Origin of the sequence: Brumicola blandensis, assembly GCF_031846165.1 — a bacterium.
Lineage (GTDB): Bacteria > Pseudomonadota > Gammaproteobacteria > Enterobacterales > Alteromonadaceae > Glaciecola > Glaciecola blandensis.
On sequence record NZ_JAVRIE010000009.1, the window covers coordinates 25,289 to 47,923 of the forward strand.

Sequence of the window (22,635 nt, forward strand, 5' to 3'; positions counted from 1 at the left end):
AATAATAATAAAGCGTCAGGAAGACCTAGAACAAAGTTCGTTACTATTTCGTGAACAACAATAAAAAGTGAAAAGTAACATTTAGAACAACAAAGCACATGATGTGCTGATACGGGAGAGGTGTCATTAGACACTCATTAAATTAAGGTGATAGCTTTGGCTATCACCTTTTTTCTTTCTAGACTCAGTATTCCCAAGGATAATAGAAATACTGAGCTTTGAAAGGACACACACTCAACTAGGATATAAAGTAAATTATCGCAACTAATCAACAATCTACACTTTAATAGACCGAGCAATTAGAAATAAATTCCCCACTTATAAAAAATTTTTCCAAATACTTTTATCAACCCACACTAGGGCTGAGTTATACTGCACCCAAATAGCGAGCAGTTTTCATGCTCAGCTGCACTAAGATAGACCAACAAAGAGAATCAAATGGCGAAGAAAAAATCCAGAAAAGTCGGACAAATTGGTATTCCAAAGTCCAGTATCCCAATCGTAAGGACGCCTTCGGATCGAGTGCGTAAGAAAAAAGGCAACAAGCCAGGGACACGCAACTCTGTGATTGAAACCAAGCAAGAAGCTGCAAGCAAAGAAAAGAAAGATAGTCGTATTGGTAGTAAAGAGCCTATTGACCTGTTACGTCATAAAAACCCGGGCATTGTTAAAACGACAGCGCCAAAAATAAAATATAAAACGCCGCAGCACGAATTAGATGCGATTGAAGCCGATGACAAACTACAAAGTCTCTTAGACAAGGCAGAAAATAAGGCCTTAACGAAGATGGAACAAAGCTACGTCGACACAAAATTAGCTCGACATAAAACACTTTGCGCGATGCTCGGCATTGATCTTGAAGACGAAAGTGAAGAAGAAACTGATCCACTTCAGGGTTTAGACGCAATTAGTATGGACGACTTCAAAGACTAAGTAGATTCATGATTGATATTATTTTAGGCGTGGTCGGCGCAGCAGTCATTGTTGTGCTTGGCCTGTATGCTGGTAAATTGCTGTTCTTATTGAAACGGCAGAATGAAAGACAAAAAGCGGCGCGTGACAAGCGCACAAAATCAATGGTGCAAAGTATTCAAACCATTGCGTTTGCGATGCAGCAACAGCAGTGTGATTATTCTGAGGGTGCAATTCGGGTTTGCCGCTTGCTAGAAAGCCTACCAATCGAAAATATTCCAGATTACTCTAAGGAATACCCAGCCATTCATAAGTTGTTTCATCAGGTGAATGTTTATCCTACGCACGAAGCAAGGAACGCTTTATCAAAACAAGAACGTCGTGCCCAAGATAAAGAGCGAGAGCAGTTTGAAAGTGAAGCCGAAAGCGGAATTCAAGAAGAGCTCGTTCGCCTCAGAGTATTTGACCCGAATAAAGCAGCCTAAAGATAGACAGGTCGCTTAATTCGCTTTTGCCTTAGCAGCTAAACAGCTAAGTTGCATCTTCACATGTTGAGAGGGGTGAGTAATTGCGGCATGGCAAGGGCATGACACTAAATGGTCATTGACCATGCCAACTGCTTGCATAAATGCGTAACAGATAGTGCTTCCTACAAAGCTAAATCCAGCGCTTTTCAGCGCCTTCGACATCGCATCTGATTGTTGACTTGTTGTGGGCACTTGCTTCCTGTCTTGCCACTTGTTCTGAACAATTTGAAACTGAGTAAATTGCCAAATGAATTGATTAAACGGCATCTCTTTCTCAATCTCTAAGAAGCCTTTGGCGTTTTTAATCACTGACTGGATTTTAAGTTTGTTACGTACAATTCCAGTGTTAAGCATTAAGCTATCAACATCATCCTGCGTAAAACGGCTTACAGTCTGCGGATTAAAATTTGCATAGGCCTGTTCATATGTGCGCTGCTTTTTCAGAATAGTTAACCAACTTAAGCCAGCCTGCTGACCGTCTAAACATAATTTAGCAAACAACTCTTGGCTATCTAGTACAGGCCTGCCCCAAGCATTATTATGGTATTCAACGTAAAGCGGATCTTCTGTTGTCCAAGCACAATTCACGCTGCTAGTGGAGACAGTATTGTTTAACGCATCCAATAATTTAGACATTTGACTTCCTTTTTACGCTTTTTTTAATGCTTATCGCCCATTTATCAAGGTACAGGGTTACCAATTACCTATGCTAGACGGTATACTATCGCACCTTTTTGGAAAGTTTTAATTATTTCAAAATTAGGCACTCGAGAGCAGGCAGCGCGCATTCACTTTTGGCGAAGCTCACTTACGAACTAACATACTGGGTAAAGAAGAACGTAGCAATTATGCAGAAATATGACAGCAAGACTTTTCAAGGTCTTATCCTTGCATTGCAAGATTACTGGGCATCACAAGGATGCGTTATTATTCAACCATTGGACATGGAAGTAGGCGCAGGCACATTCCACCCAATGACATTTCTTCGTTCATTAGGCCCAGAGCCAATTAGCAGTGCTTACGTTCAGCCTTGCCGACGTCCAACTGATGGTCGCTATGGTGAGAACCCAAATAGACTGCAACATTATTATCAGTTTCAGGTAATGCTAAAGCCCTCCCCTGACAACATTCAAGAGTTGTACTTAGGCTCTTTAGAAATGCTTGGCTTTGATCCGCTTGTGCATGATATCCGCTTTGTTGAAGATAACTGGGAATCACCCACATTAGGTGCATGGGGCTTAGGTTGGGAAGTGTGGCTAAACGGAATGGAAGTCACCCAGTTTACGTATTTCCAGCAAGTAGGTGGTTTAGAGTGCAAACCGGTTACCGGCGAAATCACTTACGGCCTAGAAAGGCTCGCGATGTATATCCAAGGCGTCGATAGCATTTATGACCTAGTGTGGACCGACGGACCGATGGGTAAAGTCACCTATGGTGATGTTTTCCTACAAAATGAAAAAGAACAATCAGCTTATAACTTTGAACATGCCGACGTAGACTTTTTATTTCAAACGTTCGATGAGTGCGAAAAAGCCAGTAACAAACTGATTGAAGCAGAACTACCATTGCCAGCTTATGAGCAAGTAATGAAGGCCTCACATGCCTTTAATTTGCTAGACGCACGACATGCTATTTCGGTTACCGAGCGTCAAAGATACATTCTTCGAGTCAGAACACTCGCAAAAGCCTGTGCGGAAATGTATTACGCTTCACGTGAAGCACTAGGTTTCCCCTTATGTCAAAATACCAAAGACAATAATACCAGCGCACAGAGCAAGGAGGCTTAATCATGACAACAAAACAAAACCTATTGATTGAATTAGGCACTGAAGAATTGCCACCGAAAGCGTTGAAGAACTTATCCGCTAGTTTTACACAAAATATCCAAGAAGAATTGAGCAAAGCGGGTTTTGAATTCGACAGCATTGAAGCTTTTGCCGCACCGCGCAGGCTGGCAGTCATTGTTAAGCAATGTGAAGGTCAGCAAGCTGATTCAGAAGTTGAAAAGCGTGGACCTGCTGTTTCTGCTGCATTTGATGCTGATGGTAATCCGACGAGAGCAGCACAAGGTTGGGCAAAAGGTAATGGTATTGACGTTGCTGATGCATCGCGCCTAAAAACAGACAAAGGCGAATGGCTACTGCATGTTGCTCAAGTTAAGGGCAAAGCGCTCGAAGCTGTATTACAAGATTTGCTGCAAAGTGTATTGAAGAAACTACCTATACCAAAGCCTATGCGTTGGGGCGATTCAAGCGCGGAGTTTATCCGCCCTGTTCACACCTTATGTGTCATGTTTGGCGACACCGTATTGCCGGTTCGTTTATTCGGTTTAGATGCAGCTAATGTACTTTCTGGTCACCGCTTCCACGGTGAACGTCGTTTTACTTTAGATCATGCTGATAACTATGCATCGGCTTTAAAGAAACAGTATGTCGTTGCTAATTATGACGAGCGTGTCAGCACTATCGAAAAAGGCTTATTAGCGAGAGCGAAAGAGTTAGGCCTAAGTCCAGACTACGATCAAAGTTTATTAGAAGAGATATCATCGCTAGTAGAATGGCCGGTGATCTTAGATGCGAAGTTTGGAGAAGAATTCTTAGACGTACCAAAAGAAGCACTTATATATACGATGAAGGATGATCAAAAGTATGTGCCTTTGCTTGATCACGACGGCCAGCTCTCATCAACCTTCTTATTTGTGTCGAATATCGAAAGCAAAGACCCTATTCAAGTTATCGAAGGAAACCAAAAGGTTATTCGTCCCCGTTTAGCCGATGCCAAGTTCTTCTTTGAAACAGACAAGAAAACCACACTCGCTAAAAAGGCAGAACGACTCTCTACCGTATTATTCCAAAAAGACTTAGGAACAGTTGCAGATAAAACAAATCGTCTAATCGCAATTAGCCAATCTATCGCCGCTAGTTTAGGTGTGAGCGATACTCATGTTTCTCGCGCAGCAGAGTTATCAAAAGCGGACTTGTTGTGTGAGATGGTCATGGAGTTTCCAAGTGTTCAAGGCATTATGGGTCACCACTACGCTATACATGATGGTGAGAGTGCTGAAACAGCCCTAGCAATTGAAGAGCAATACTTACCTCGCTTTGCTGGTGACAAGTTGCCAAGCTCAGAAGCAGGTTACATATTATCGCTAGCAGAGAAGCTTGATACCCTAGTGGGTATTTTTGGTATTGGAAAATTACCGAAAGGTGACAAAGACCCCTTTGCACTAAGACGCTCAGCTATTGGGATTTTGCGTATATTAGTAGAATACAAGTTGAGTCTGAACCTAGTAGACCTAGTGAATGCGGTGGTCGTGATTTATGGCAACAAGTTGTCTAATAGAGACACAGCAGAACAAGTAAATACCTTCTTGCTTGATCGTTTTAAACCTTTTTATCAAGACCAAGGCATATCGGGTGATGTTGTGTCTGCGGTAATGACGCAGAAACCTGCTACCGCCGTTGATTTCAACTCTAGAGTGCACGCAGTGAATCAATTTAAAGCATTAGAAAGTGCATCAGATTTGGTTGCCGCGAATAAACGTGTGGGTAACATACTTAATAAAAATAATGTAGATATTAGCGCCCTTCCTGATATCAAGACGAATTTATTTGAAGAGACAGCTGAAACAGCATTGTTCGAAGCATTAAAAGCCGCACAGAGCGATTCTGAGCGCTTAATTGCAAATCTTGATTACACTGAACTGCTTAGCGCGTTAAGTGTATTAAAAACACCATTAAACGCTTTTTTCGATGATGTCATGATTATGGCAGAAGACGAAAAAGTAAAAGCGAACAGAGTCGCATTAGTCGGTAAGGCTCGTCAGTTGTTTTTATCAGTTGCTGATGTGTCTTTGCTGTCAGTATAAGAAGAGGTAGGAGTTAAATGAAATTTCAAGCAAAAGCGCTGTTAGTATTGACATGCATAGCGGCACTTAGTGCATGCTCATCGCGCTCGGCAAGAGACTTGATCAGCTTCACGCCAGACAAGAATTATCAAGATATGTATCTGCGCGGTATCTTTAGCTGGTGGGAAGCTACAGAACAGTTTAAGTTGCAGCGCATTGACGATTACACCTACTCACTGACCATTGAACTGATCGCTGATGGTCAGCCCTACGACTTTAAAGTCGCTGATGGTAGTTGGACACCAGAATTCAATTGTGGCTTTGAATATGAACCAGAGCAAATTGAATTAAATGATGACGTAGAGCTAGTATGCGAAGAAACCAGTCAAAACATTCAGTTTGTGCCATCCGAGACCGGCTTTTTTGAATTTACGTTCGATATTTCCGATAACGATGGGCCAGAGTTGAGTGTTAGGCGCGTTGAGGTTTAGTCCGATTTCGTAAGTCTGAAAAGTGTTTAGCACTAGTACAAAAATTTGGATATAAAAAAGGCGCTAATTAGCGCCTTTTTTATTACTTATCAATAGCTTAGATTTTTGTGCAAAAACCAAATAGCAGTACGTTACCTGGTTTTTGCTCATTTGCCATTTTATGTTCTATACATCTAAGTTTTCAACATTCAATGCATTAGATTCGATAAAGTCACGACGGGGTTCAACATGGTCACCCATTAATGTCGTAAACAATTGATCTGCACTAATCGCATCTTCAATTTTCACTTGTAGCATACGTCTTGAGTCAGGATCCATTGTGGTCTCCCAAAGTTGCTCTGGGTTCATTTCGCCCAGACCTTTATAACGCTGTTTGTATTGGCCACGTTCAGCTTCTTTAACTAACCAAGCAAGTGCTTCTTCAAAGGTTTCAACCGCAAGTTCTTTCTCACCACGTTTGATATATGAACCCTCCTCCATCAAGCCATTGATTGTTTCATTCAATGTACGAATTTTTTGATACTCAGCACTTTCAACAAAGCTTTCACCTATTGTATAAGTGTAATCGATACCATGCATCTTCATTACAATTTCAAGCTCATTCAAGCCATTTTCAGTCGCGTTGATGTTGAAAGTAAAGCTTTGACCATCATCTTCTGAAGTAGCCAATCGAGCAATTAAAGCATCACCAACGGCGGACAATTTGGTTTTGTCAGCCAAGGTTTCCTTTGTCATTACATCAAGATAAATGAAGGTTTTTAAAATAGAAACCGGCATTCTGCGGTGCATTCTACTGATCATGACTTGGGTAGATTGATACAGCTTCACCATATTTTCTAAAGCAAGTTCTTTGATTGGTGGCGCTTCTGCGTTGATATGCAAACTCGCGCCATCAATTGCAATTGAAGTAATGAGATTGTTATATGCCTCATCATCTTTTAAGTATTGCTCTTGTTTACCCTTCTTGATTTTATAGAGCGGTGGCTGTGCAATATAAATGTGACCACGTTCGATCATCTCAGGCATTTGACGGAAGAAGAACGTTAATAGCAAGGTTCTGATGTGTGAACCATCGACGTCCGCATCGGTCATTATAATGATGCTGTGGTAACGAAGTTTTTCTGGGTCGTATTCATCTCGGCCGATACCGCAGCCTAAGGCGGTGATCAGTGTTGCCACTTCTTGAGATGAAAGCATTTTATCAAATCGCGCTTTCTCTACGTTTAGAATCTTACCTTTCAAAGGAAGAATAGCTTGGTTCTTACGGTTTCTGCCTTGCTTAGCAGAACCGCCCGCAGAATCACCCTCCACTATATAGAGTTCAGATAACGCGGGATCTTTCTCTTGGCAATCAGCAAGCTTACCTGGAAGCCCAGCTAAATCTAAAGCCCCTTTACGACGTGTCATTTCACGTGCTTTTCGCGCAGCTTCACGTGCTCGGGCAGCATCAATGATTTTATTTACGATTATTTTAGCTTCATTTGGGTTTTCAGCTAAGTAGTCTGTCAGGTGTTCACCCATAGCACTTTCTACTGCAGACTTCACTTCACTTGAAACTAACTTATCTTTTGTTTGTGATGAAAACTTAGGGTCAGGTACTTTAACTGAAATAACCGCAGTTAAACCTTCACGTGCATCATCACCACTTGCGTTGGTTTTGTGCTTTTTAGCAAGGCCCTCTTTTTCCATGTAGTTATTCAAGGTTCTTGTTAATGCACCGCGGAAACCAGCTAAGTGCGTTCCGCCATCTCTTTGAGGAATGTTGTTGGTAAAACAAAAAATATTTTCTTGGAATCCATCGTTCCATTGCATTGCCACTTCGACTGAGATTCCATCTTCACGCTCCAGGTCAAAATAGAATGCCTTCTGGTGTACAACGCTTTTATTCGTGTTGAGGTATTCTACGAATGCTCTAATGCCACCTTCATAATGGAAGTGGTCTCTTCTGCCGTCACGCTCATCTTCCAGTATGATAGAAACACCTGAGTTCAAGAAAGATAGTTCACGAACACGCTTTGCCAATATGTCATAGTGGAATTCAACGTCACTGAACGTTTCCTCGCTTGGCCAGAAGCGAATAGTTGTTCCTGTTTGAGTCGTATCGCCAGTTTCAGACAGCGGTGCAACGGGAACACCCATGTCGTATTCCTGTTCGTGAACACGACCTTGTCTTCTGATATTGATAGTTAACTTTTTAGATAATGCGTTTACAACCGAAACACCAACGCCGTGTAAGCCACCTGACACTTTATAAGAATTGTCATCGAACTTACCGCCAGCATGAAGCACTGTCATAATAACTTCAGCAGCTGATACACCCTCTTCTTCGTGAATTTCAGTAGGAATACCACGGCCATCATCACTTACGGATACAGAGCCATCAGAATGAATTTTGATTACGATGTCTTTACAGTGTCCAGCCAATGCCTCATCAATTGAATTATCAACAACCTCAAACACCATGTGATGCAAACCAGTACCGTCATCGGTATCACCGATGTACATACCTGGACGTTTTCGAACGGCATCGAGTCCTTTTAGGACTTTAATACTGGAAGAATCGTAATTCTGTTCTGACATTTGTTACTCCTCGTTCACTTGGTCATGTTCCACGTGAAACACTTTTTTATCATTATATTTATTTGTGAATTTGAATTGCGAAGACTCAATAGCTGTTACAAAAACTTGCGTGTTTGTTTCAAGAATCAAATCTAAAAAATAGGCTCTCGTTTTTTCATCTAACTCAGCTGCAATATCATCCACTAAATAGATAGTGGATTTATTTACCAACGACGAGAACAACTTCATTTGTGCAATTTGCAATATCGACACTAATATTCTTAGCTGGCCTCTACTTAAGTTTTCAGCTGCACTATATCCATTTACTGAAAATTTGATATCGCCTTTGTGAGGTCCAACTGTTGTGTATCCATATTGCAAATCACGAGAGTATTTTTGCCTGAGAGAATCAGCAAGAGAACTCCCTTTTTCCCAACCGCTATTATACCTTACTTCTATCTTGAACTCAGGCATAAATTGACTATAAAGTGCAACTACTTCTGCATTTATAGCCTCCAAATAGCTTTCTCTTGCGATTGTAAGTCTATTTCCGTAGTTACACAGTGCTTCTGTCCAATAATCCATCTGCTGGGCATCTATGGCGATCCCATTGTTAGCATGCTTTCTTAGCATTGCGTTTCGATGAGAGAGCGTTTTTGTATATGCTGAACTTAAGTCGGAGAAACCATGTTCCACGTGAAACAGTGCCCAATCAACAAATCTGCGTCTTAACAAAGGTGAGCCAATTATCAGATCGCTACTTTGAGGCGTAAATATTTGCATTGGAATCTTTCGAACGATATCAGAAAGTTTCTTTGTTCTTTGTCCATTGAGACTAAACTCAAAGCCGTCGCTTTTGTGTCTAGTACAACCGATTTTGTTTTCTATACCTTCGTCGTCAACCAACCGACTAAATACAGTGGCACCACTCATACCTTGTTTAACAACTGAATTTTGTCGACTAGTTCTAAATGAACGTCCAAACCCTAGGAGGTGAATTGCTTCTAATAGAGAAGATTTGCCGGCACCATTAGCACCATGAATGATATTGAGAGATTGACAGGGAGTGAATGCAACTTGACCGAAATTTCTAAATTGATCAAGTTGCAAAAAGGATAGATGCATAAAAGGTCGATTGCGGCCTTAGTATCTTTTTAACTACAGACGCATTGGCATGATAACGTACAAAGCTGACTCATCGCCCTCGGCATGAATTAATGCACTGGCATTTGAATCAGACAAATTAAAGATTACATTTTCTGAATTCAACACATTCATTACGTCAATTAGATAAGCAACGTTGAAGCCGATTTCCAACTCCTCACCTTCGTAATTGACATCGACCACTTCTTCAGCCTGTTCTTGCTCAGGGTTGTTCGCCGTAATTTTTAGCTCACTTGACGCTAGATTTAAACGAACACCTTTGAACTTCTCGTTTGACAAGATCATTGCGCGAGAGAAAGCTGCTTTTAATAAATCTCTAGAAGACCAAACGGCTTTATCAGAATCTTTTGGTAAGACTCTTCTGTAGTCTGGGAAACGACCATCAACCAATTTACTCGTAAAGATAAACGCGCTTGAGAAAATACGAATATGGTTACTACCAATTTGCACTTTTACTAAGGTATCGTTGTCTTCAATCAAGCGAATGATTTCTAGTACGCCCTTGCGAGGAATGATGACTTGGCGAGCTGGCAACGATGCTGCTTCATAAGTTAATGTCGACAGAGCTAGACGATGTCCGTCTGTTGCCACCGTTCTCACTAAGTGCTCTTCAGTTTCTAAACTCATACCGTTCAGATAATAACGTACATCTTGCTGCGCCATCGAGAAATGCACACGTTCAATCAAGTTTTTCAGATCAGACTGCTGAACTTCAAATTCAACTTCACCTTCCCAGTCTTCCAGGTTTGGATAATCGCTAGCAGACAAGGTTGATAATGTGTATTTACCACGACCTGATTTTATAATCGCTTTATTTTCTTCCACTTCGAAAATGATATTACTTTCGTCGTTCAAGCCGCGAATAATATCAACCAATTTTTTAGCCGGAACTGTAATTTCACCGTCAGTAAAAGAACCCGATAATTTCACACTAGAAATTAGCTCGACCTCTAAATCCGTACCCGTCAGCCAAAGTGTCCCCTCACTTACTTTTATGAGGACGTTAGATAGAATTGGCAAAGTATGACGACGTTCTACTGCGCCAGAAACTAATTGAAGTGGCTGTAAAAAGCCTTCCCGGCTAATGGTAAATTTCATTTTGTCTTCTCGTTAATATTATTATGAAGAAAGTGTACGAATTAAGTTTTTATAGTCTTCTTTTATATCATGACTTTCATTACGCAACTGATCAACTTTTCTTACAGCATGGATCACGGTTGTGTGGTCTCGCCCGCCAAACGCGTTTCCGATTTCAGGTAAGCTGTGGTTAGTTAACTCTTTTGCTAACGCCATTGCAACCTGCCTCGGTCTTGCCACACTTCTGCTACGTCTTTTAGATAATATATCAGCTACTTTTATTTTGTAATAATCAGCGACTGTTTTTTGTATGTTCTCAATAGTAACTAACTTGTCCTGTAAGGCAAGTAAATCACGCAAAGCATCTCGAACAAAATCGATAGTAATTGGTCTGCCAGAAAAATTCGCGTTGGCAATCACCCTATTTAACGCTCCTTCCAATTCACGAACGTTAGACCGCAGTCTTTTAGCCATGAAGAATGCAACTTCGTTTGGCAGGTGAATATTAAACTCTAGCGCTTTTCGCATTAATATTGCCACACGTGTTTCTAGCTCGGGCGGTTCGATAACCACTGTCAGCCCCCAACCGAATCTAGACTTCAGCCTGTCTTCAACACCATCTATCTCTTTTGGATAGCGATCTGATGTTAGGATAATCTGTTGATTACCTTCTAACAGCGCATTAAATGTATGGAAAAATTCTTCTTGAGAACGGTCTTTGTTAGCAAAAAACTGAATATCATCTATTAGCAACGCATCGACTGACCGATAAAAGCGTTTAAATTCTTCTATCGCATTGTTTTGTAACGCTTTTACCATATCTTGAACAAACCGTTCTGAATGCATGTATACAATCTTTGCATCTGGTTTATTGGCTAAAATGCCATTACCCACAGCTTGAGTTAAATGAGTTTTACCAAGACCCGTTCCACCGTAAAGAAAGAGCGGGTTATAAGACTTTCCAGGATTATTTGCTACTTGAATTGCTGCAGCCCGAGCGTACTGATTCGATTTACCCTCAACAAAGTTGTCGAATGTATAGTCTGGATTTACATTACTTTTATGATCACTCTGCAATGGAATGGGCGCCTTCCCTGATTCTATTCCATTGGAATAATTTGACCCACCCTGATATTGCTCTTGTTGCAAATTGTGATTCACACCAGTGTGTATTTGACCCTGGGGATAATTCTGTTGTGGCTCGTTTTGTTGCACACTTCGCTGTTGGCCATTGGCCTGCTGTGAGCCGGATTGCTGAGCCGTAGATTGTCCACTATTACTAGCGCCTTGACTAACATTCTGATTCTGCTGGTTATTGTGTTTCGCTAAAAATGGATTTGGCGTTGAAGCTGATGAACTACCATTCTGCTGGTTTGGCTCTGACTGGTTATTCACATTAGCTTGTGAATTTTGCACGCTATTATTTGTTTGATTCGGTGCGCTATTTCCAGTTCTGTTATTCATCGAGCCGTTCTGCCCTGAATGAGCGCCAAACCCACCGCTTACTTGCCCAGGTGCTTTTACTGTAATTACAAGGTTTGGGGCATCTTGACCATAAAGCGTTCGGAGGCTTTCAGTAATCATGCCGTGATACTTGTCACGGACCCAATCTAGAACGAAATGGTTTGTTGCATATAAATGAAGGGATTCACCGGTAAACTCTGAAGCTAGTGGTTTCAACCACATATTGAACTGCTCTGATGGAAGTTCTTCCTTTAGCAGCTCCAAACAATGTTCCCAGTTAATACTCAACTTTCATTTCCTCGATGTGCAATGTCTGAATTCAACCCTTTCAAAAAAGGGCCGTAAGAATATGGGATTTCGAGGTATTTATCCACAGATAATTGCGATTTCTTCTAGTCTATTTCAATATAACCACACTAATATTATTAAATCATTGTTATATATAGTTTTTAACTGGGGATAAACTCCTGTATTTACTCATTTTATCGCCTATTAACTTAGATAAAACGCATATTTCATGCCAAAACCTGAAGCAAAATGCAATATTTTAATGAAGAAATGTGGATAAATATGGTGAATGATGTAATTTTATACACATCTGGTATGAACACTAAATAAAATAACGTTTTTAACGCGATAAACGTTGACAATACAGATAATGATCTCTATTATTCCGCGTCCATTTCAGAGCAAGGTTTCAGTAAAGTTGAAACTCATGCTTCAACGTTAATTTGAAACAAGTAGAGATTAGGTCATGAAAAGAACTTTTCAACCAAGTAATTTAAAGCGTAAACGCTCTCACGGATTTCGTGCTCGCATGGCCACTAAAAACGGTCGTAAAGTACTAGCTAACCGCAGAGCAAAAGGAAGAGCTAAGCTTTCTGCTTAATGTGTGAGCAATCAACATTAAACAGCTAAACTATGCTTTCCCCCGGGAGTCACGTCTGTTGACTCCCAAAAATTTTTCCTTCGTTTTCGAAGACGCTATTCCCGCAGTTTCTCAACACATCACTATTCTAGCTAGACACAATGAACTCGACACTGCTCGACTTGGTATTACTGTGCCTAAAAAGAAAGTCAAGAATGCTAGTGATCGCAATCAAATTAAAAGAATTGTGCGAGAAAGCTTCCGTTTACAAAGACATCAGCTACCAAATGTTGATATTATCGTCATTGCTAAACACGGCATTGGCAAAATGGATAATAAAGCCTTAGCGGAACAACTAGAAAAATTATGGCGAAAGATAAGCAAACGATGCGAACAACCAACAACATAAGCACTAAGCATGACAACTCGTCGACTGCTAATGCATATGCGACGGCGCCGTTTCGTTACTTGATAAAAGGTTATCAAGTCCTCATATCTCCAATGTTAGGGCAAAACTGTCGTTTTCACCCTACTTGTTCTTGTTATGCCCAACAGGCACTTGAGCAACATGGATTAGTAAAAGGGACTTGGCTTTCTATGAAGCGCATCTCTAAATGTCATCCTTTACACCCTGGCGGTTTTGACTACGTTCCCGAGCCGAATAAAAACAAACATGCAACACCTAAACACCAAACTTTAAAATGAGAAGAATATGGAATCCCAACGAAGTCTCTTAGTTATTGGCTTTCTTTTAGTTAGCTATTTATTGTGGGTTGAGTACCAAGATACTTATGGTCCAAAACCAGCAACTATGCCAGCAGCGCAAACTGTTGCTGACCAAGGTATCCCAAGCGTACCTTCTGCCAATACTGGAAGTGTCAATAGTTCCGTGCCTACTGGAAGTAACACAGCAAGTGCAACTGATATTCCGAGTTCGCCAAGCGTTGTACCACAAGTTACTGAAATGCAAACCACCAACACTGAGCGTTTCGTCACTGTAAATACTGATACTCTCAGTCTTACCATTGACCTCACTGGCGGTGACGTTGTGCGTGCCGACCTTGTTAAATATCCAGTCACACAAGACTCAGACGATTCATACGAATTACTTAAACCTGATCTGGCTCGTTTGCACATTGCGCAAAGTGGTTTGGTTGGTGCACAAGGTCCAGATGCAAGTCCCTTAGGCCGTCCTTCTTATACAACAAGTAGCAGCAGCTTTGAAATGACAGGCGATACACTAAACGTGCCGCTGACTTGGACGTCTGCTGATGGCCTGACCATCACAAAAACCTTCGTTTTTACACGTGATGCCCATGTTATTGATGTTAATTATGACATTATCAACAATACGGGTGCGCCAGCAACTATGTCGCAATTCGCTCAATTGAAACAAACTACCCTCGACCAAGAAGGCGGTAGTATGTTCATGCCGATCTATCGTGGCGGTACATATTCTACTGCTGATGATATTTACGAAAAGATTAACTTCGGCGATTTCCAAGACGAAAAAATTGCCATCACCACACAAGGTGGTTGGGTTGGCATGATCGAGCATTACTTTGTGAGTGCTTGGGTTCCACCTCAAGAAGAAAATAATACCTTAAGTACGCGTATCGTTGATAATAATTTCGGTATCATTGGCTTTACAGGCGAACCTATCACGGTTCAAGCGAACAGCGAAGGTCAATTATCTGCCCGATTATATGTTGGTCCAAAGACACAAAGTAAACTCGCTGAGATTGCACGTGGTTTAGACTACACCGTCGACTACGGTATTCTTTGGTGGTTATCGCAACCTCTTTTCGCATTACTTACTTGGATACAAGGCATTGTAATCAACTGGGGCTTAGCGATTATCTGTGTGACTATTGTTGTAAAAGGCGCCATGTATTGGTTGACCAAGAAGCAATATGAATCAATGGCTAAAATGCGTAATCTGCAACCAAAAATGGCTCAGTTAAAAGAACGTTTTGGTGATGACCGTCAGAAAATGTCACAAGCAATGATGGAAATGTATAAGAAAGAGAAAGTAAACCCAATGGGTGGTTGTTTCCCTCTTCTTCTACAAATGCCAATCTTCCTCGCTTTGTATTGGGTACTCCTTGAAAGTGTTGAATTGCGTCATGCAGATTTCATTTTCTGGATCACCGATTTGTCTGTTGCTGACCCTTACTATGTATTGCCAATTCTCACTGGCGCCAGCATGTTCTTATTACAACGTTTGCAGCCAATGACTATCACTGATCCTTTGCAACAGAAGATCATGACTTATATGCCAGTTGCTATGAGTATATTCTTCTTCTTCTTCCCAGCTGGTTTGGTATTGTACTGGTTGATCAGTAACTTAATCACCTTGGTTCAAGCGAAGTTGATATACGCTTCAATGGAGAAACGCGGGATTAGCGCCAAAGGCTAATGTCCTTTTGTTATTCTCAATGAACTTCAAAGCCCGCAATTGCGGGTTTTGTTTTTCTTAATACATTACAATATCGTACAATAAGCAGATGCAATATACGCTAAGCACGTTATTGCCTCTATTTAGCAGTGAGTGTTGATTTGATCATTCACTGCAAGAAAGCAAAACATTGCTTTGTTAACAGACTATAAAAAGGAAAGATACATGCCTTCATTTGATATCGTTTCAGAACTAAACGAAGAAGAAGTACGCAATGCTACCGAAAACGCGACTCGCGAACTGAGTACTCGTTTTGATTTTCGAAATGTAGAAGCGTCGTTTGAATTTAAAGACAGTACCGTTGTTATGACTGCGGAGGGTGATTTTCAACTCAAACAAATGATGGATATTCTACGCAACTGCTTAGTAAAAAGAGGCGTTGATACCTCGGCTATGGATCGTAATGACAGTGACATTACTGGCAGAACACATCGCCAGACCGTTGGTTTCAAACAAGGAATCGATCAAGCCACAGCTAAGAAAATAGTCAAGCTGATCAAAGATAAGAAATTGAAGGTACAAGCGGCTATCCAAGGTGAGCAGCTTCGCGTTACTGGTAAGAAGAGAGATGATCTTCAAGCGGTTATGGCGATGCTGAAACAAGAAGATCTTGGCCAGCCACTACAATTTAATAACTTCCGCGACTAACTAGCACAGCTGCTAAGGGCCAAATTGATATGCACGTAGACAACTCACACTCTCTTGGCAAAGAAACCATTGCAGCCCAAGCAACTGCGCCTGGACGCGGTGGTGTTGGGATTGTGCGAGTATCCGGTCCGAAAGCGGCTATGATTGCTGAAAAATTACTAGGTCATTGTCCTCAGGTTCGCCAAGCTGCCTATTTACCTTTTAAAGATGGCAACAGCAATGTCATCGACCAAGGGATAGCCTTGTTTTTCAAAGCACCTAACTCCTTCACCGGGGAAGACGTACTAGAACTACAAGGCCATGGCGGACAAGTTGTCATGGAACTCCTACTCGACGCTTGTGTTGCTACTGGCGATGTGCGCTTAGCTCGTCCTGGTGAATTTTCAGAACAGGCATTCTTGAACGATAAATTGGATCTGACTCAAGCTGAAGCTATTGCCGATCTCATTAACGCAACATCGAAGCAAGCAGCGAAAAGTGCACTGAAATCTTTGCAAGGTGAATTTTCAGATCAAATCAATTTGCTCGTTGACCAACTCATTCACCTGCGTATGTACGTTGAAGCTGCCATTGATTTTCCAGAAGAAGAAATCGACTTTCTAAGTGATGGTAAGGTACAGGGCGACTTGCAGTTAATTTGTGACCAACTCGATAAAATTAAGCACCAAGCTAAACAAGGTAGTTTACTTCGTGATGGCATGTCAGTGGTGATTGTCGGTAGACCCAATGCCGGTAAATCTAGCCTGCTCAATGCTTTATCAGGTAAAGACTCTGCTATTGTGACGGATATTGCCGGAACCACTCGCGATGTGCTTAAAGAACATATTCATATAGACGGCATGCCCTTGCACATTATTGATACCGCTGGATTACGCGATAGCGTTGATGAAGTCGAAAAAATCGGTATCGAACGCGCCTGGCAAGAAATTGAGAAAGCAGACCGTATATTATTTATGGTTGATAGCAAAGATGAAAAAGCCGACCAACCCAGTGATATCTGGCCCGAGTTCTATGCACGATTGCCTGCTGACGCGAACATCAGCGTGATCAGAAATAAGTGCGATGAAAGCGGTGAACAGATCGGCATTGAATCTTCATCGACCTACCCCGTGCTGCGCTTATCTGCTAAGCAGCAGCAAGGCATCGACATTCTTCGTGACCATCTCAAAGAATGTATGGGCTTTGAGCAAGCAGGTGAAGACCAGGTTATCGCCCGTCAACGCCATATACTGGCATTGCAGTTGGCTGACGAACACATTCAACTGGGTAAATCACAACTTGAAGATAATATGGCAGGCGAACTACTGGCGGAAGAGTTGCGTATTGCTCAACAACACTTAAGTGAAATAACCGGAGAGTTCAGCTCGGATGATTTACTCGGTAAGATATTTTCTTCCTTTTGTATTGGTAAATAAGGATTAGCTATGCATTTTGATATTATGGTTGGCTCGGTGTTAGGTGCGGCAGAATACGTAGCGGAAGCTTTGCAAGCCAGTATAGAAGAAGCAGGTCATACTGCCACGTGTTTTTTTGAACCTTCAATAGACGATCTAAACACGGATAATATTTTGTTTATTTGCACTTCTACTCATGGCGCAGGTGATCTGCCCGAGAATATAGAGAAGTTTGCGGCTGCACTAAAAACGAGTGATCTGAGCCGTGTTAAATCATTGATTGTCGGTTTGGGTGACAGTTCTTATGATACCTATTGTGGTGCTGCAATGACCATGGAAGAAATCCTGACTCAACAACAAGCCACCTTACTCGCGCCTGCACTTCATATTGACGTATTACATCATCCTATACCGGAAGACACCGCTGTAGAGTGGTTTACTGAACTTGTACCTTCATTGAGTGACAATACTGATAGTGCAAATCCATGAATGGACTTAAGCAATGAATAGCTTGGAACTAGATGCCCTACAACTGCCATTGAGTAACAATGCTCGCGCGTTGTATTGTGTTTGTCTTGCGCCTAAAAGTGACGCCAAAACTGGCAGCGTAACTATTTCTTATAAAGACATGATGCATTTACTCAACAACAAAGAAGAGGTTGTGCAGCTTGGACGCCAGTTTAATTCTCTATTAAAAGAATTATCCCATGTAGGCCTAGTTTCAATAACAGATGAGCAATCGTTTAAACTTAGTCTAAACCAACAAGAAATTACCCTTCCTTTAAAGATAAGCAAAGAATTGAGACCGCCTAGTAATGAGCATCATCAAGGCTTTGGTAAAATGAGTATAGAATGGCGACCAGACCCGGACTTATTCAATCAGATATGCCAGCTTGTTGGTGTTATTGATAAAGGGTATTCTGCAGATGAAATAGGGGAATACATTGCTTACTGGTTAGGCTATCCTGAAAAACAATTTACACAATATCAATGGACACAAAAATTTGTGCTCAATTTGAAATTGCGCCGTCAGCGACAGCCAGTGAGCAAAGAACAAACCAAAGTTGGTCATCAGTGGATAACACCACAAGCAGCCTTAGAGACTGATGATAACGTTAAAAAACTTGTCGAAAAATATAGTGGAAAACAATGAAAAGCTTGAATGATAGGATAAATGAACTTGCCAGATCCTTGGGCAAAGACCCTGAGAAAGAAGCAATGTTCGATTATCAACAACGGCGTGAAGAGTTCGATCGTCTCGCCAATCAAGATATTCAAAAGTTACAGATTGAGACACGCCAACAGCGCGTGCAACACATCCATGGTAAATCTGAGCTTAACCCTAAATGGACATTTCACAACCTGGTTGAGGATGCACCGGATGTGGTTGAAGCAATTAACATAGCGAAATCATTTATTGCCGCTCACGCCGATCCGAGTTGGCGGAACAGCAGCGCACATATGATGATTTTCTATGGCGACTATGGGCGCGGAAAATCGCATATTGCGGGCGCCATTGCGCACCAGTTGATAGAACAGTATGAAACCACGGTTTTGTACCGTCAGCTACAAACACTGCTTGAAATGCGTTTCTCGTCCTATGATTATCAATCAAGTGATAATGCTCCAGAAAAATTCAGAGAAATAAATCGCCAACTTCAAGAGGTTGATTTACTGATTCTTGATGAAGTGTGTGTGAACCAAAGCATGCTTAAAAAGAATACGCAGAGCTGGTTAGGTAATCTTTTGCGTCAACGCTTAGTGAACAATAAGAACTGTATTATGATCACTAATCACAACTTAAAAGAACTTGAGAGTGCACTAGGCCCTTACTGTTTTGAATCAATCAAAGAATACGATACCTATAAGGTAAGATTCCAAGGCCCCAGTCGTCGTAAACAAGTCGTGCCTGACCAAGCAGAGCCAAGCAGCAGCACAAGTCAGTACCAACCCAATCAAATCCGCTAGCGCTTTTTAAAAGAAAACCAAAAAGGGGTCAGAGTTACTTTTTAATTAACTCTGACCCCTTTTTTTTGTTATTTTTTGCTTATATAAACAAGTTATACACATATTGCACACCTGTTCCTAAGTATTGTGAATAAGATCGATCAAAACCTGTCCAAAAGATCTGTTTTCACACTGAACAGTTTTTTGACATTTTTCGCCTGTGGATAAAAGCACTGGTTATACCAATCATATACCGATCTTACACCTGCTTATTCACATACTTTTAAGTCACGTAAGTATCTAAAAATTATATATAAAAATGGCTTATCAACAGAAAATGGCTTGCTTAATAATAGTAATAATAATCTATATATCTAAGATCTCTTTAATTAATAGCAATTCACATTTAGACAAATTTAGATTTTTTAAACCTTTTTTTAAAAAGCATTTTAAAAGATAAAAAGAGCAAATTAATAACAAAGCTCTCTTTCTCTGATTAATTAATAAACATTTCAAATTGGCACAAACTCGTATAATATATGCGCCCCCTTTTTTAAAGGGCGTAAATACAGATTTAACAGTAATGCTTGAACATAAAATCATTCGGTTTTATCAAACAAAAAGCCTTACTCAGATGTTAGAACCTAATTTTGTTACAAGCTAAACTCAATTGAGGCAGTCACACATGTTTTATCAGCAAGATTTTGATGTCATTGTTGTTGGTGGTGGTCATGCAGGAACCGAAGCGGCAACTGCAGCTGCCCGAATGGGTGCGAAAACATTATTGCTAACCCATAGCATCGAAACGCTAGGACAAATGTCATGTAATCCCGCTATTGGAGGGATAGGCAAAGGCCATCTTGTAAAAGAGATAGACGCGCTTGGTGGCGTAATGGCCAAAGCCACTGATAAAGCTGGTATACAATTTAGAACCTTGAACTCAAGCAAAGGTCCTGCCGTTCGTGCAACTAGAGCACAAGCAGATAGAAGTTTGTATCGAATGGCAGTGCGTGAACTGCTAGAAAACCAAGAAAACCTAACCCTTTTCCAACAGTCTTGTGACGATCTCATTGTTGAAAATGATCGCGTTCTTGGTGTTGTTACCCAAATGGGGTTGAAGTTTAGGGCCAAAACAGTCGTTATCACTGTAGGGACTTTCCTGGGTGGGACGATTCATATAGGCATGGAAAATTACAAGGGTGGTCGTGCTGGTGATCCACCTTCTATCGCATTAGCAGACCGTTTGCGTGCACTTCCCTTTAGAGTGGATAGATTAAAAACCGGTACGCCTGCTCGTTTAGACACGCGTACACTGGATTATTCAAAAATGCAGGCGCAACCAGGCGATACCCCATTACCAGTATTTTCATTCATGGGGAAAGTGGAAGACCATCCTCGACAAATACCGTGCTACATCACACATACCAACGATAAAACGCACGATATTATTCGTTCAGGTTTAGATCGTTCACCAATGTACACCGGTGTGATTGAAGGTGTTGGTCCACGGTATTGCCCGTCTATTGAAGATAAAATTATGCGTTTTGCGGATAAAAATTCGCACCAGATATTTGTTGAACCAGAGGGTTTGAACAGCGTTGAAGTATATCCAAATGGTATTTCGACAAGTTTGCCATTTGATATTCAAATGGCGCTAGTTCGTTCAATCAATGGTTTTGAAAACGCGCATATTATTCGTCCAGGTTACGCTATTGAATATGATTTCTTTGATCCACGCGATTTGAAACAAACACTTGAAACTAAATTCATCGATGGTTTGTTCTTTGCTGGTCAAATCAACGGCACAACCGGCTACGAAGAAGCGGGTGCTCAAGGCTTGATTGCCGGCGCAAACGCAGCTTTGCAATGTCAGGAAAAAGACGGTTTTGAACTACGCCGTGACGAAGCCTACATTGGTGTATTGATTGATGATTTAGCGACCATGGGTACCAAAGAACCGTATCGCATGTTTACGAGTCGTGCGGAATACCGCCTCTTGTTACGTGAAGACAACGCAGATGTTCGTTTAACCGAGAAAGGTAGAAAGATTGGTTTAGTTGACGATGAACGTTGGGCGTATTTTGAGCAAAAAATGAATAGTATTGAGCTAGAAAAACAACGTTTGAGATCTCAATGGGTACATTTGAAACATGATTCTTTGGATGAACTCAATGCAATGTTGAAAACCCCTATTAGTCGCGAGCACTCCTTGGAAGAATTGATTCGTCGTCCGGAAATGACTTACGACAAACTGGTAGGTATTGAAAACTTTGGACCCGCCTTGAGCGACCCGAAAGCAGCTGAACAAGTTGAGATCCAAATTAAGTACGCCGGTTACATTGAGCGTCAGAAAGAAGAAATTGCAAAAACACTACGGCATGAGAATACGGTATTACCTGTTGATTTCGACTTTTCACAAATTTCAGGTTTATCAAATGAAGTTGTGGCGAAGCTTAAAGATGCACGTCCCGAAACAATCGGTAAAGCATCAAGGATTTCAGGTATTACACCAGCCGCCATTTCTTTGCTATTGGTCTATTTGAAAAAGCATAATATGTTGTTTAAATCAGAGCAAAAGACAGCCTAATGGATCCTTTGTTTTCTGAATTAGAAGTGTCGTTTAAGCGCATCGCATCCTCATTGAATTTTGATGTTTCTGAGCGGCAACGCGAGCAATTAATCCAATACGTGCTGCTTATCAACAAGTGGAACAAGGCTTATAACTTAACTTCTGTCCGCGATCCTCAAGAAATGTTGGTCAAACATATTTTCGATTCTATTGTGGTGTCGCCTTATCTTGAAGGTAGTGATTTTGCTGATGTTGGAACAGGTCCGGGTTTACCGGGGATCCCATTGGCCATCATGAATCCTGAGAAAACATTTTTGCTGATCGACAGTTTGGGTAAACGTGTGCGTTTTATTAAACAAAGCGTGTATGAACTAAAAATAGACAATGTGACTGCATTGCAAACGCGAGTTGAAGATGTCGAACTGGATAAACCACTTGATGGTGTATTGAGCAGAGCCTTCGCATCCCTCTCGGATATGCTGAATTGGTGTCAAAATTTGACTGATGATAAGGGCCAGTTCTTAGCATTAAAAGGGCAAGTCGATAAACTTGAACTTGACGAAATTCCTACAGGCTTTACAGTGGTAGATTGTATCAACCTTAACGTTCCAACTTTAGAAGGTGAGCGTCACCTTGTGAAAGTGAAGAAAGTGCCTTCTTAGGGCACGAAAAGTAAGGTACCAGAAACAAAGCACAGTAATGTGAAATAG

At 41.2% G+C, this 22,635-nt stretch carries 21 protein-coding genes; 16 read left to right on the forward strand and 5 right to left on the reverse strand.

The features are described from left to right. Positions 1–438 precede the first annotated feature (438 nt). Both yihI and RM544_RS17050 read left to right on the forward strand, forming a co-directional pair. On the forward strand, positions 439–933 hold the full coding sequence (gene yihI, locus RM544_RS17045) for a Der GTPase-activating protein YihI (protein ID WP_311363030.1): 495 nt from the start codon (positions 439–441) through the stop codon (positions 931–933). A gap of 8 nt (positions 934–941) precedes the next feature. Then, a complete protein-coding gene (locus RM544_RS17050) occupies positions 942–1,397 on the forward strand; it encodes a DUF2489 domain-containing protein (RefSeq protein ID WP_311363031.1) in 456 nt (151 codons plus the stop codon). Between the two features lie 15 nt (positions 1,398–1,412). On the opposite strand, the gene RM544_RS17055 is transcribed toward RM544_RS17050, so the two are convergent. Beyond that, positions 1,413–2,075 carry a DNA-3-methyladenine glycosylase I gene (locus RM544_RS17055; protein ID WP_311363032.1) on the reverse strand — a complete coding sequence of 221 codons (663 nt, stop codon included), beginning with the start codon at positions 2,073–2,075 and terminating at the stop codon, positions 1,413–1,415. 212 nt (positions 2,076–2,287) lie between these two features. Between RM544_RS17055 and glyQ the strand changes: the two genes are divergently transcribed. The 3 genes from glyQ to RM544_RS17070 are packed head-to-tail and all read left to right on the forward strand — an operon-like array spanning position 2,288 to position 5,777. Continuing rightward, positions 2,288–3,226 carry a glycine--tRNA ligase subunit alpha gene (glyQ, locus tag RM544_RS17060; RefSeq protein ID WP_311363033.1) on the forward strand — a complete coding sequence of 313 codons (939 nt, stop codon included), beginning with the start codon at positions 2,288–2,290 and terminating at the stop codon, positions 3,224–3,226. Positions 3,227–3,228: 2 nt separating this feature from the next. Further along, a complete protein-coding gene (gene glyS, locus RM544_RS17065; protein ID WP_311363034.1) occupies positions 3,229–5,307 on the forward strand; it encodes a glycine--tRNA ligase subunit beta in 2,079 nt (692 codons plus the stop codon). Positions 5,308–5,324: 17 nt separating this feature from the next. Further along, positions 5,325–5,777 (forward strand): early set domain-containing protein, encoded by a 453-nt coding sequence (locus RM544_RS17070; RefSeq protein ID WP_311363035.1) that lies wholly within the window; start codon positions 5,325–5,327, stop codon positions 5,775–5,777. Between the two features lie 165 nt (positions 5,778–5,942). Here the strand turns inward: RM544_RS17070 and gyrB are convergent, their stop codons facing one another. Genes gyrB through dnaA form a run of 4 tightly spaced genes read right to left on the reverse strand, consistent with a single transcriptional unit; the run spans position 5,943 to position 12,329 of the window. Next, the gene (gene gyrB, locus RM544_RS17075) at positions 5,943–8,357 is read right to left on the reverse strand and encodes a DNA topoisomerase (ATP-hydrolyzing) subunit B (protein ID WP_311363036.1); all 2,415 of its coding nucleotides are present in this window, start codon (positions 8,355–8,357) and stop codon (positions 5,943–5,945) included. Between the two features lie 3 nt (positions 8,358–8,360). Next, positions 8,361–9,461 carry a DNA replication/repair protein RecF gene (gene recF, locus RM544_RS17080; RefSeq protein ID WP_311363037.1) on the reverse strand — a complete coding sequence of 367 codons (1,101 nt, stop codon included), beginning with the start codon at positions 9,459–9,461 and terminating at the stop codon, positions 8,361–8,363. A 33-nt stretch (positions 9,462–9,494) separates the two neighbouring features. Continuing rightward, positions 9,495–10,598, reverse strand: a complete 1,104-nt coding sequence (gene dnaN / locus RM544_RS17085; RefSeq protein WP_311363038.1) for a DNA polymerase III subunit beta — start codon at positions 10,596–10,598, stop codon at positions 9,495–9,497. Between the two features lie 21 nt (positions 10,599–10,619). Next, positions 10,620–12,329 carry a chromosomal replication initiator protein DnaA gene (gene dnaA, locus RM544_RS17090; protein ID WP_311363039.1) on the reverse strand — a complete coding sequence of 570 codons (1,710 nt, stop codon included), beginning with the start codon at positions 12,327–12,329 and terminating at the stop codon, positions 10,620–10,622. A 466-nt stretch (positions 12,330–12,795) separates the two neighbouring features. Between dnaA and rpmH the strand changes: the two genes are divergently transcribed. The 11 genes from rpmH (at position 12,796) to rsmG (ending at position 22,587) form a co-directional block, all read left to right on the forward strand. Next, the gene (gene rpmH / locus RM544_RS17095; protein ID WP_014110684.1) at positions 12,796–12,930 is read left to right on the forward strand and encodes a 50S ribosomal protein L34; all 135 of its coding nucleotides are present in this window, start codon (positions 12,796–12,798) and stop codon (positions 12,928–12,930) included. Positions 12,931–12,988: 58 nt separating this feature from the next. Continuing rightward, on the forward strand, positions 12,989–13,318 hold the full coding sequence (gene rnpA, locus RM544_RS17100) for a ribonuclease P protein component (protein ID WP_311363040.1): 330 nt from the start codon (positions 12,989–12,991) through the stop codon (positions 13,316–13,318). 59 nt (positions 13,319–13,377) lie between these two features. Then, the gene (yidD, locus tag RM544_RS17105; protein ID WP_311363062.1) at positions 13,378–13,614 is read left to right on the forward strand and encodes a membrane protein insertion efficiency factor YidD; all 237 of its coding nucleotides are present in this window, start codon (positions 13,378–13,380) and stop codon (positions 13,612–13,614) included. A gap of 7 nt (positions 13,615–13,621) precedes the next feature. Then, the gene (gene yidC, locus RM544_RS17110; RefSeq protein ID WP_311363041.1) at positions 13,622–15,328 is read left to right on the forward strand and encodes a membrane protein insertase YidC; all 1,707 of its coding nucleotides are present in this window, start codon (positions 13,622–13,624) and stop codon (positions 15,326–15,328) included. Between the two features lie 204 nt (positions 15,329–15,532). After that, positions 15,533–16,015 carry a YajQ family cyclic di-GMP-binding protein gene (locus tag RM544_RS17115; RefSeq protein ID WP_311363042.1) on the forward strand — a complete coding sequence of 161 codons (483 nt, stop codon included), beginning with the start codon at positions 15,533–15,535 and terminating at the stop codon, positions 16,013–16,015. 29 nt (positions 16,016–16,044) lie between these two features. Then, the gene (gene mnmE / locus RM544_RS17120; protein WP_311363043.1) at positions 16,045–17,430 is read left to right on the forward strand and encodes a tRNA uridine-5-carboxymethylaminomethyl(34) synthesis GTPase MnmE; all 1,386 of its coding nucleotides are present in this window, start codon (positions 16,045–16,047) and stop codon (positions 17,428–17,430) included. Positions 17,431–17,439: 9 nt separating this feature from the next. Continuing rightward, a complete protein-coding gene (locus tag RM544_RS17125; protein WP_311363044.1) occupies positions 17,440–17,898 on the forward strand; it encodes a flavodoxin domain-containing protein in 459 nt (152 codons plus the stop codon). Positions 17,899–17,911: 13 nt separating this feature from the next. Further along, the gene (locus RM544_RS17130) at positions 17,912–18,562 is read left to right on the forward strand and encodes a DnaT-like ssDNA-binding domain-containing protein (protein ID WP_311363045.1); all 651 of its coding nucleotides are present in this window, start codon (positions 17,912–17,914) and stop codon (positions 18,560–18,562) included. After that, positions 18,559–19,377, forward strand: coding sequence for a DnaA ATPase domain-containing protein (locus RM544_RS17135; protein ID WP_311363046.1), 819 nt, complete (start codon positions 18,559–18,561; stop codon positions 19,375–19,377). Before RM544_RS17130 ends, RM544_RS17135 begins: the two co-directional genes overlap by 4 nt. 664 nt (positions 19,378–20,041) lie before the next feature. After that, positions 20,042–21,943, forward strand: a complete 1,902-nt coding sequence (gene mnmG / locus RM544_RS17140; protein WP_311363047.1) for a tRNA uridine-5-carboxymethylaminomethyl(34) synthesis enzyme MnmG — start codon at positions 20,042–20,044, stop codon at positions 21,941–21,943. Further along, positions 21,943–22,587: a 16S rRNA (guanine(527)-N(7))-methyltransferase RsmG gene (gene rsmG / locus RM544_RS17145; RefSeq protein ID WP_311363048.1), complete on the forward strand. Its 645-nt coding sequence runs from the start codon at positions 21,943–21,945 to the stop codon at positions 22,585–22,587. Before mnmG ends, rsmG begins: the two co-directional genes overlap by 1 nt. Positions 22,588–22,635 lie beyond the last annotated feature (48 nt).

Excerpts from the sequence above, each read along its gene's own strand:
- yihI (WP_311363030.1), top strand. The coding sequence starts at position 439 with ATGGCGAAGAAAAAATCCAGAAAAGTCGGACAAATTGGTATTCCAAAG.
- RM544_RS17050 (WP_311363031.1), top strand. The coding sequence starts at position 942 with ATGATTGATATTATTTTAGGCGTGGTCGGCGCAGCAGTCATTGTTGTG.
- RM544_RS17055 (WP_311363032.1), bottom strand. The coding sequence starts at position 2,075 with ATGTCTAAATTATTGGATGCGTTAAACAATACTGTCTCCACTAGCAGC.
- glyQ (WP_311363033.1), top strand. The coding sequence starts at position 2,288 with ATGCAGAAATATGACAGCAAGACTTTTCAAGGTCTTATCCTTGCATTG.
- glyS (WP_311363034.1), top strand. The coding sequence starts at position 3,229 with ATGACAACAAAACAAAACCTATTGATTGAATTAGGCACTGAAGAATTG.
- RM544_RS17070 (WP_311363035.1), top strand. The coding sequence starts at position 5,325 with ATGAAATTTCAAGCAAAAGCGCTGTTAGTATTGACATGCATAGCGGCA.
- gyrB (WP_311363036.1), bottom strand. The coding sequence starts at position 8,357 with ATGTCAGAACAGAATTACGATTCTTCCAGTATTAAAGTCCTAAAAGGA.
- recF (WP_311363037.1), bottom strand. The coding sequence starts at position 9,461 with ATGCATCTATCCTTTTTGCAACTTGATCAATTTAGAAATTTCGGTCAA.
- dnaN (WP_311363038.1), bottom strand. The coding sequence starts at position 10,598 with ATGAAATTTACCATTAGCCGGGAAGGCTTTTTACAGCCACTTCAATTA.
- rpmH (WP_014110684.1), top strand. The coding sequence starts at position 12,796 with ATGAAAAGAACTTTTCAACCAAGTAATTTAAAGCGTAAACGCTCTCAC.
- yidC (WP_311363041.1), top strand. The coding sequence starts at position 13,622 with ATGGAATCCCAACGAAGTCTCTTAGTTATTGGCTTTCTTTTAGTTAGC.
- RM544_RS17115 (WP_311363042.1), top strand. The coding sequence starts at position 15,533 with ATGCCTTCATTTGATATCGTTTCAGAACTAAACGAAGAAGAAGTACGC.
- mnmE (WP_311363043.1), top strand. The coding sequence starts at position 16,045 with ATGCACGTAGACAACTCACACTCTCTTGGCAAAGAAACCATTGCAGCC.
- RM544_RS17125 (WP_311363044.1), top strand. The coding sequence starts at position 17,440 with ATGCATTTTGATATTATGGTTGGCTCGGTGTTAGGTGCGGCAGAATAC.
- RM544_RS17130 (WP_311363045.1), top strand. The coding sequence starts at position 17,912 with ATGAATAGCTTGGAACTAGATGCCCTACAACTGCCATTGAGTAACAAT.
- RM544_RS17135 (WP_311363046.1), top strand. The coding sequence starts at position 18,559 with ATGAAAAGCTTGAATGATAGGATAAATGAACTTGCCAGATCCTTGGGC.
- mnmG (WP_311363047.1), top strand. The coding sequence starts at position 20,042 with ATGTTTTATCAGCAAGATTTTGATGTCATTGTTGTTGGTGGTGGTCAT.
- rsmG (WP_311363048.1), top strand. The coding sequence starts at position 21,943 with ATGGATCCTTTGTTTTCTGAATTAGAAGTGTCGTTTAAGCGCATCGCA.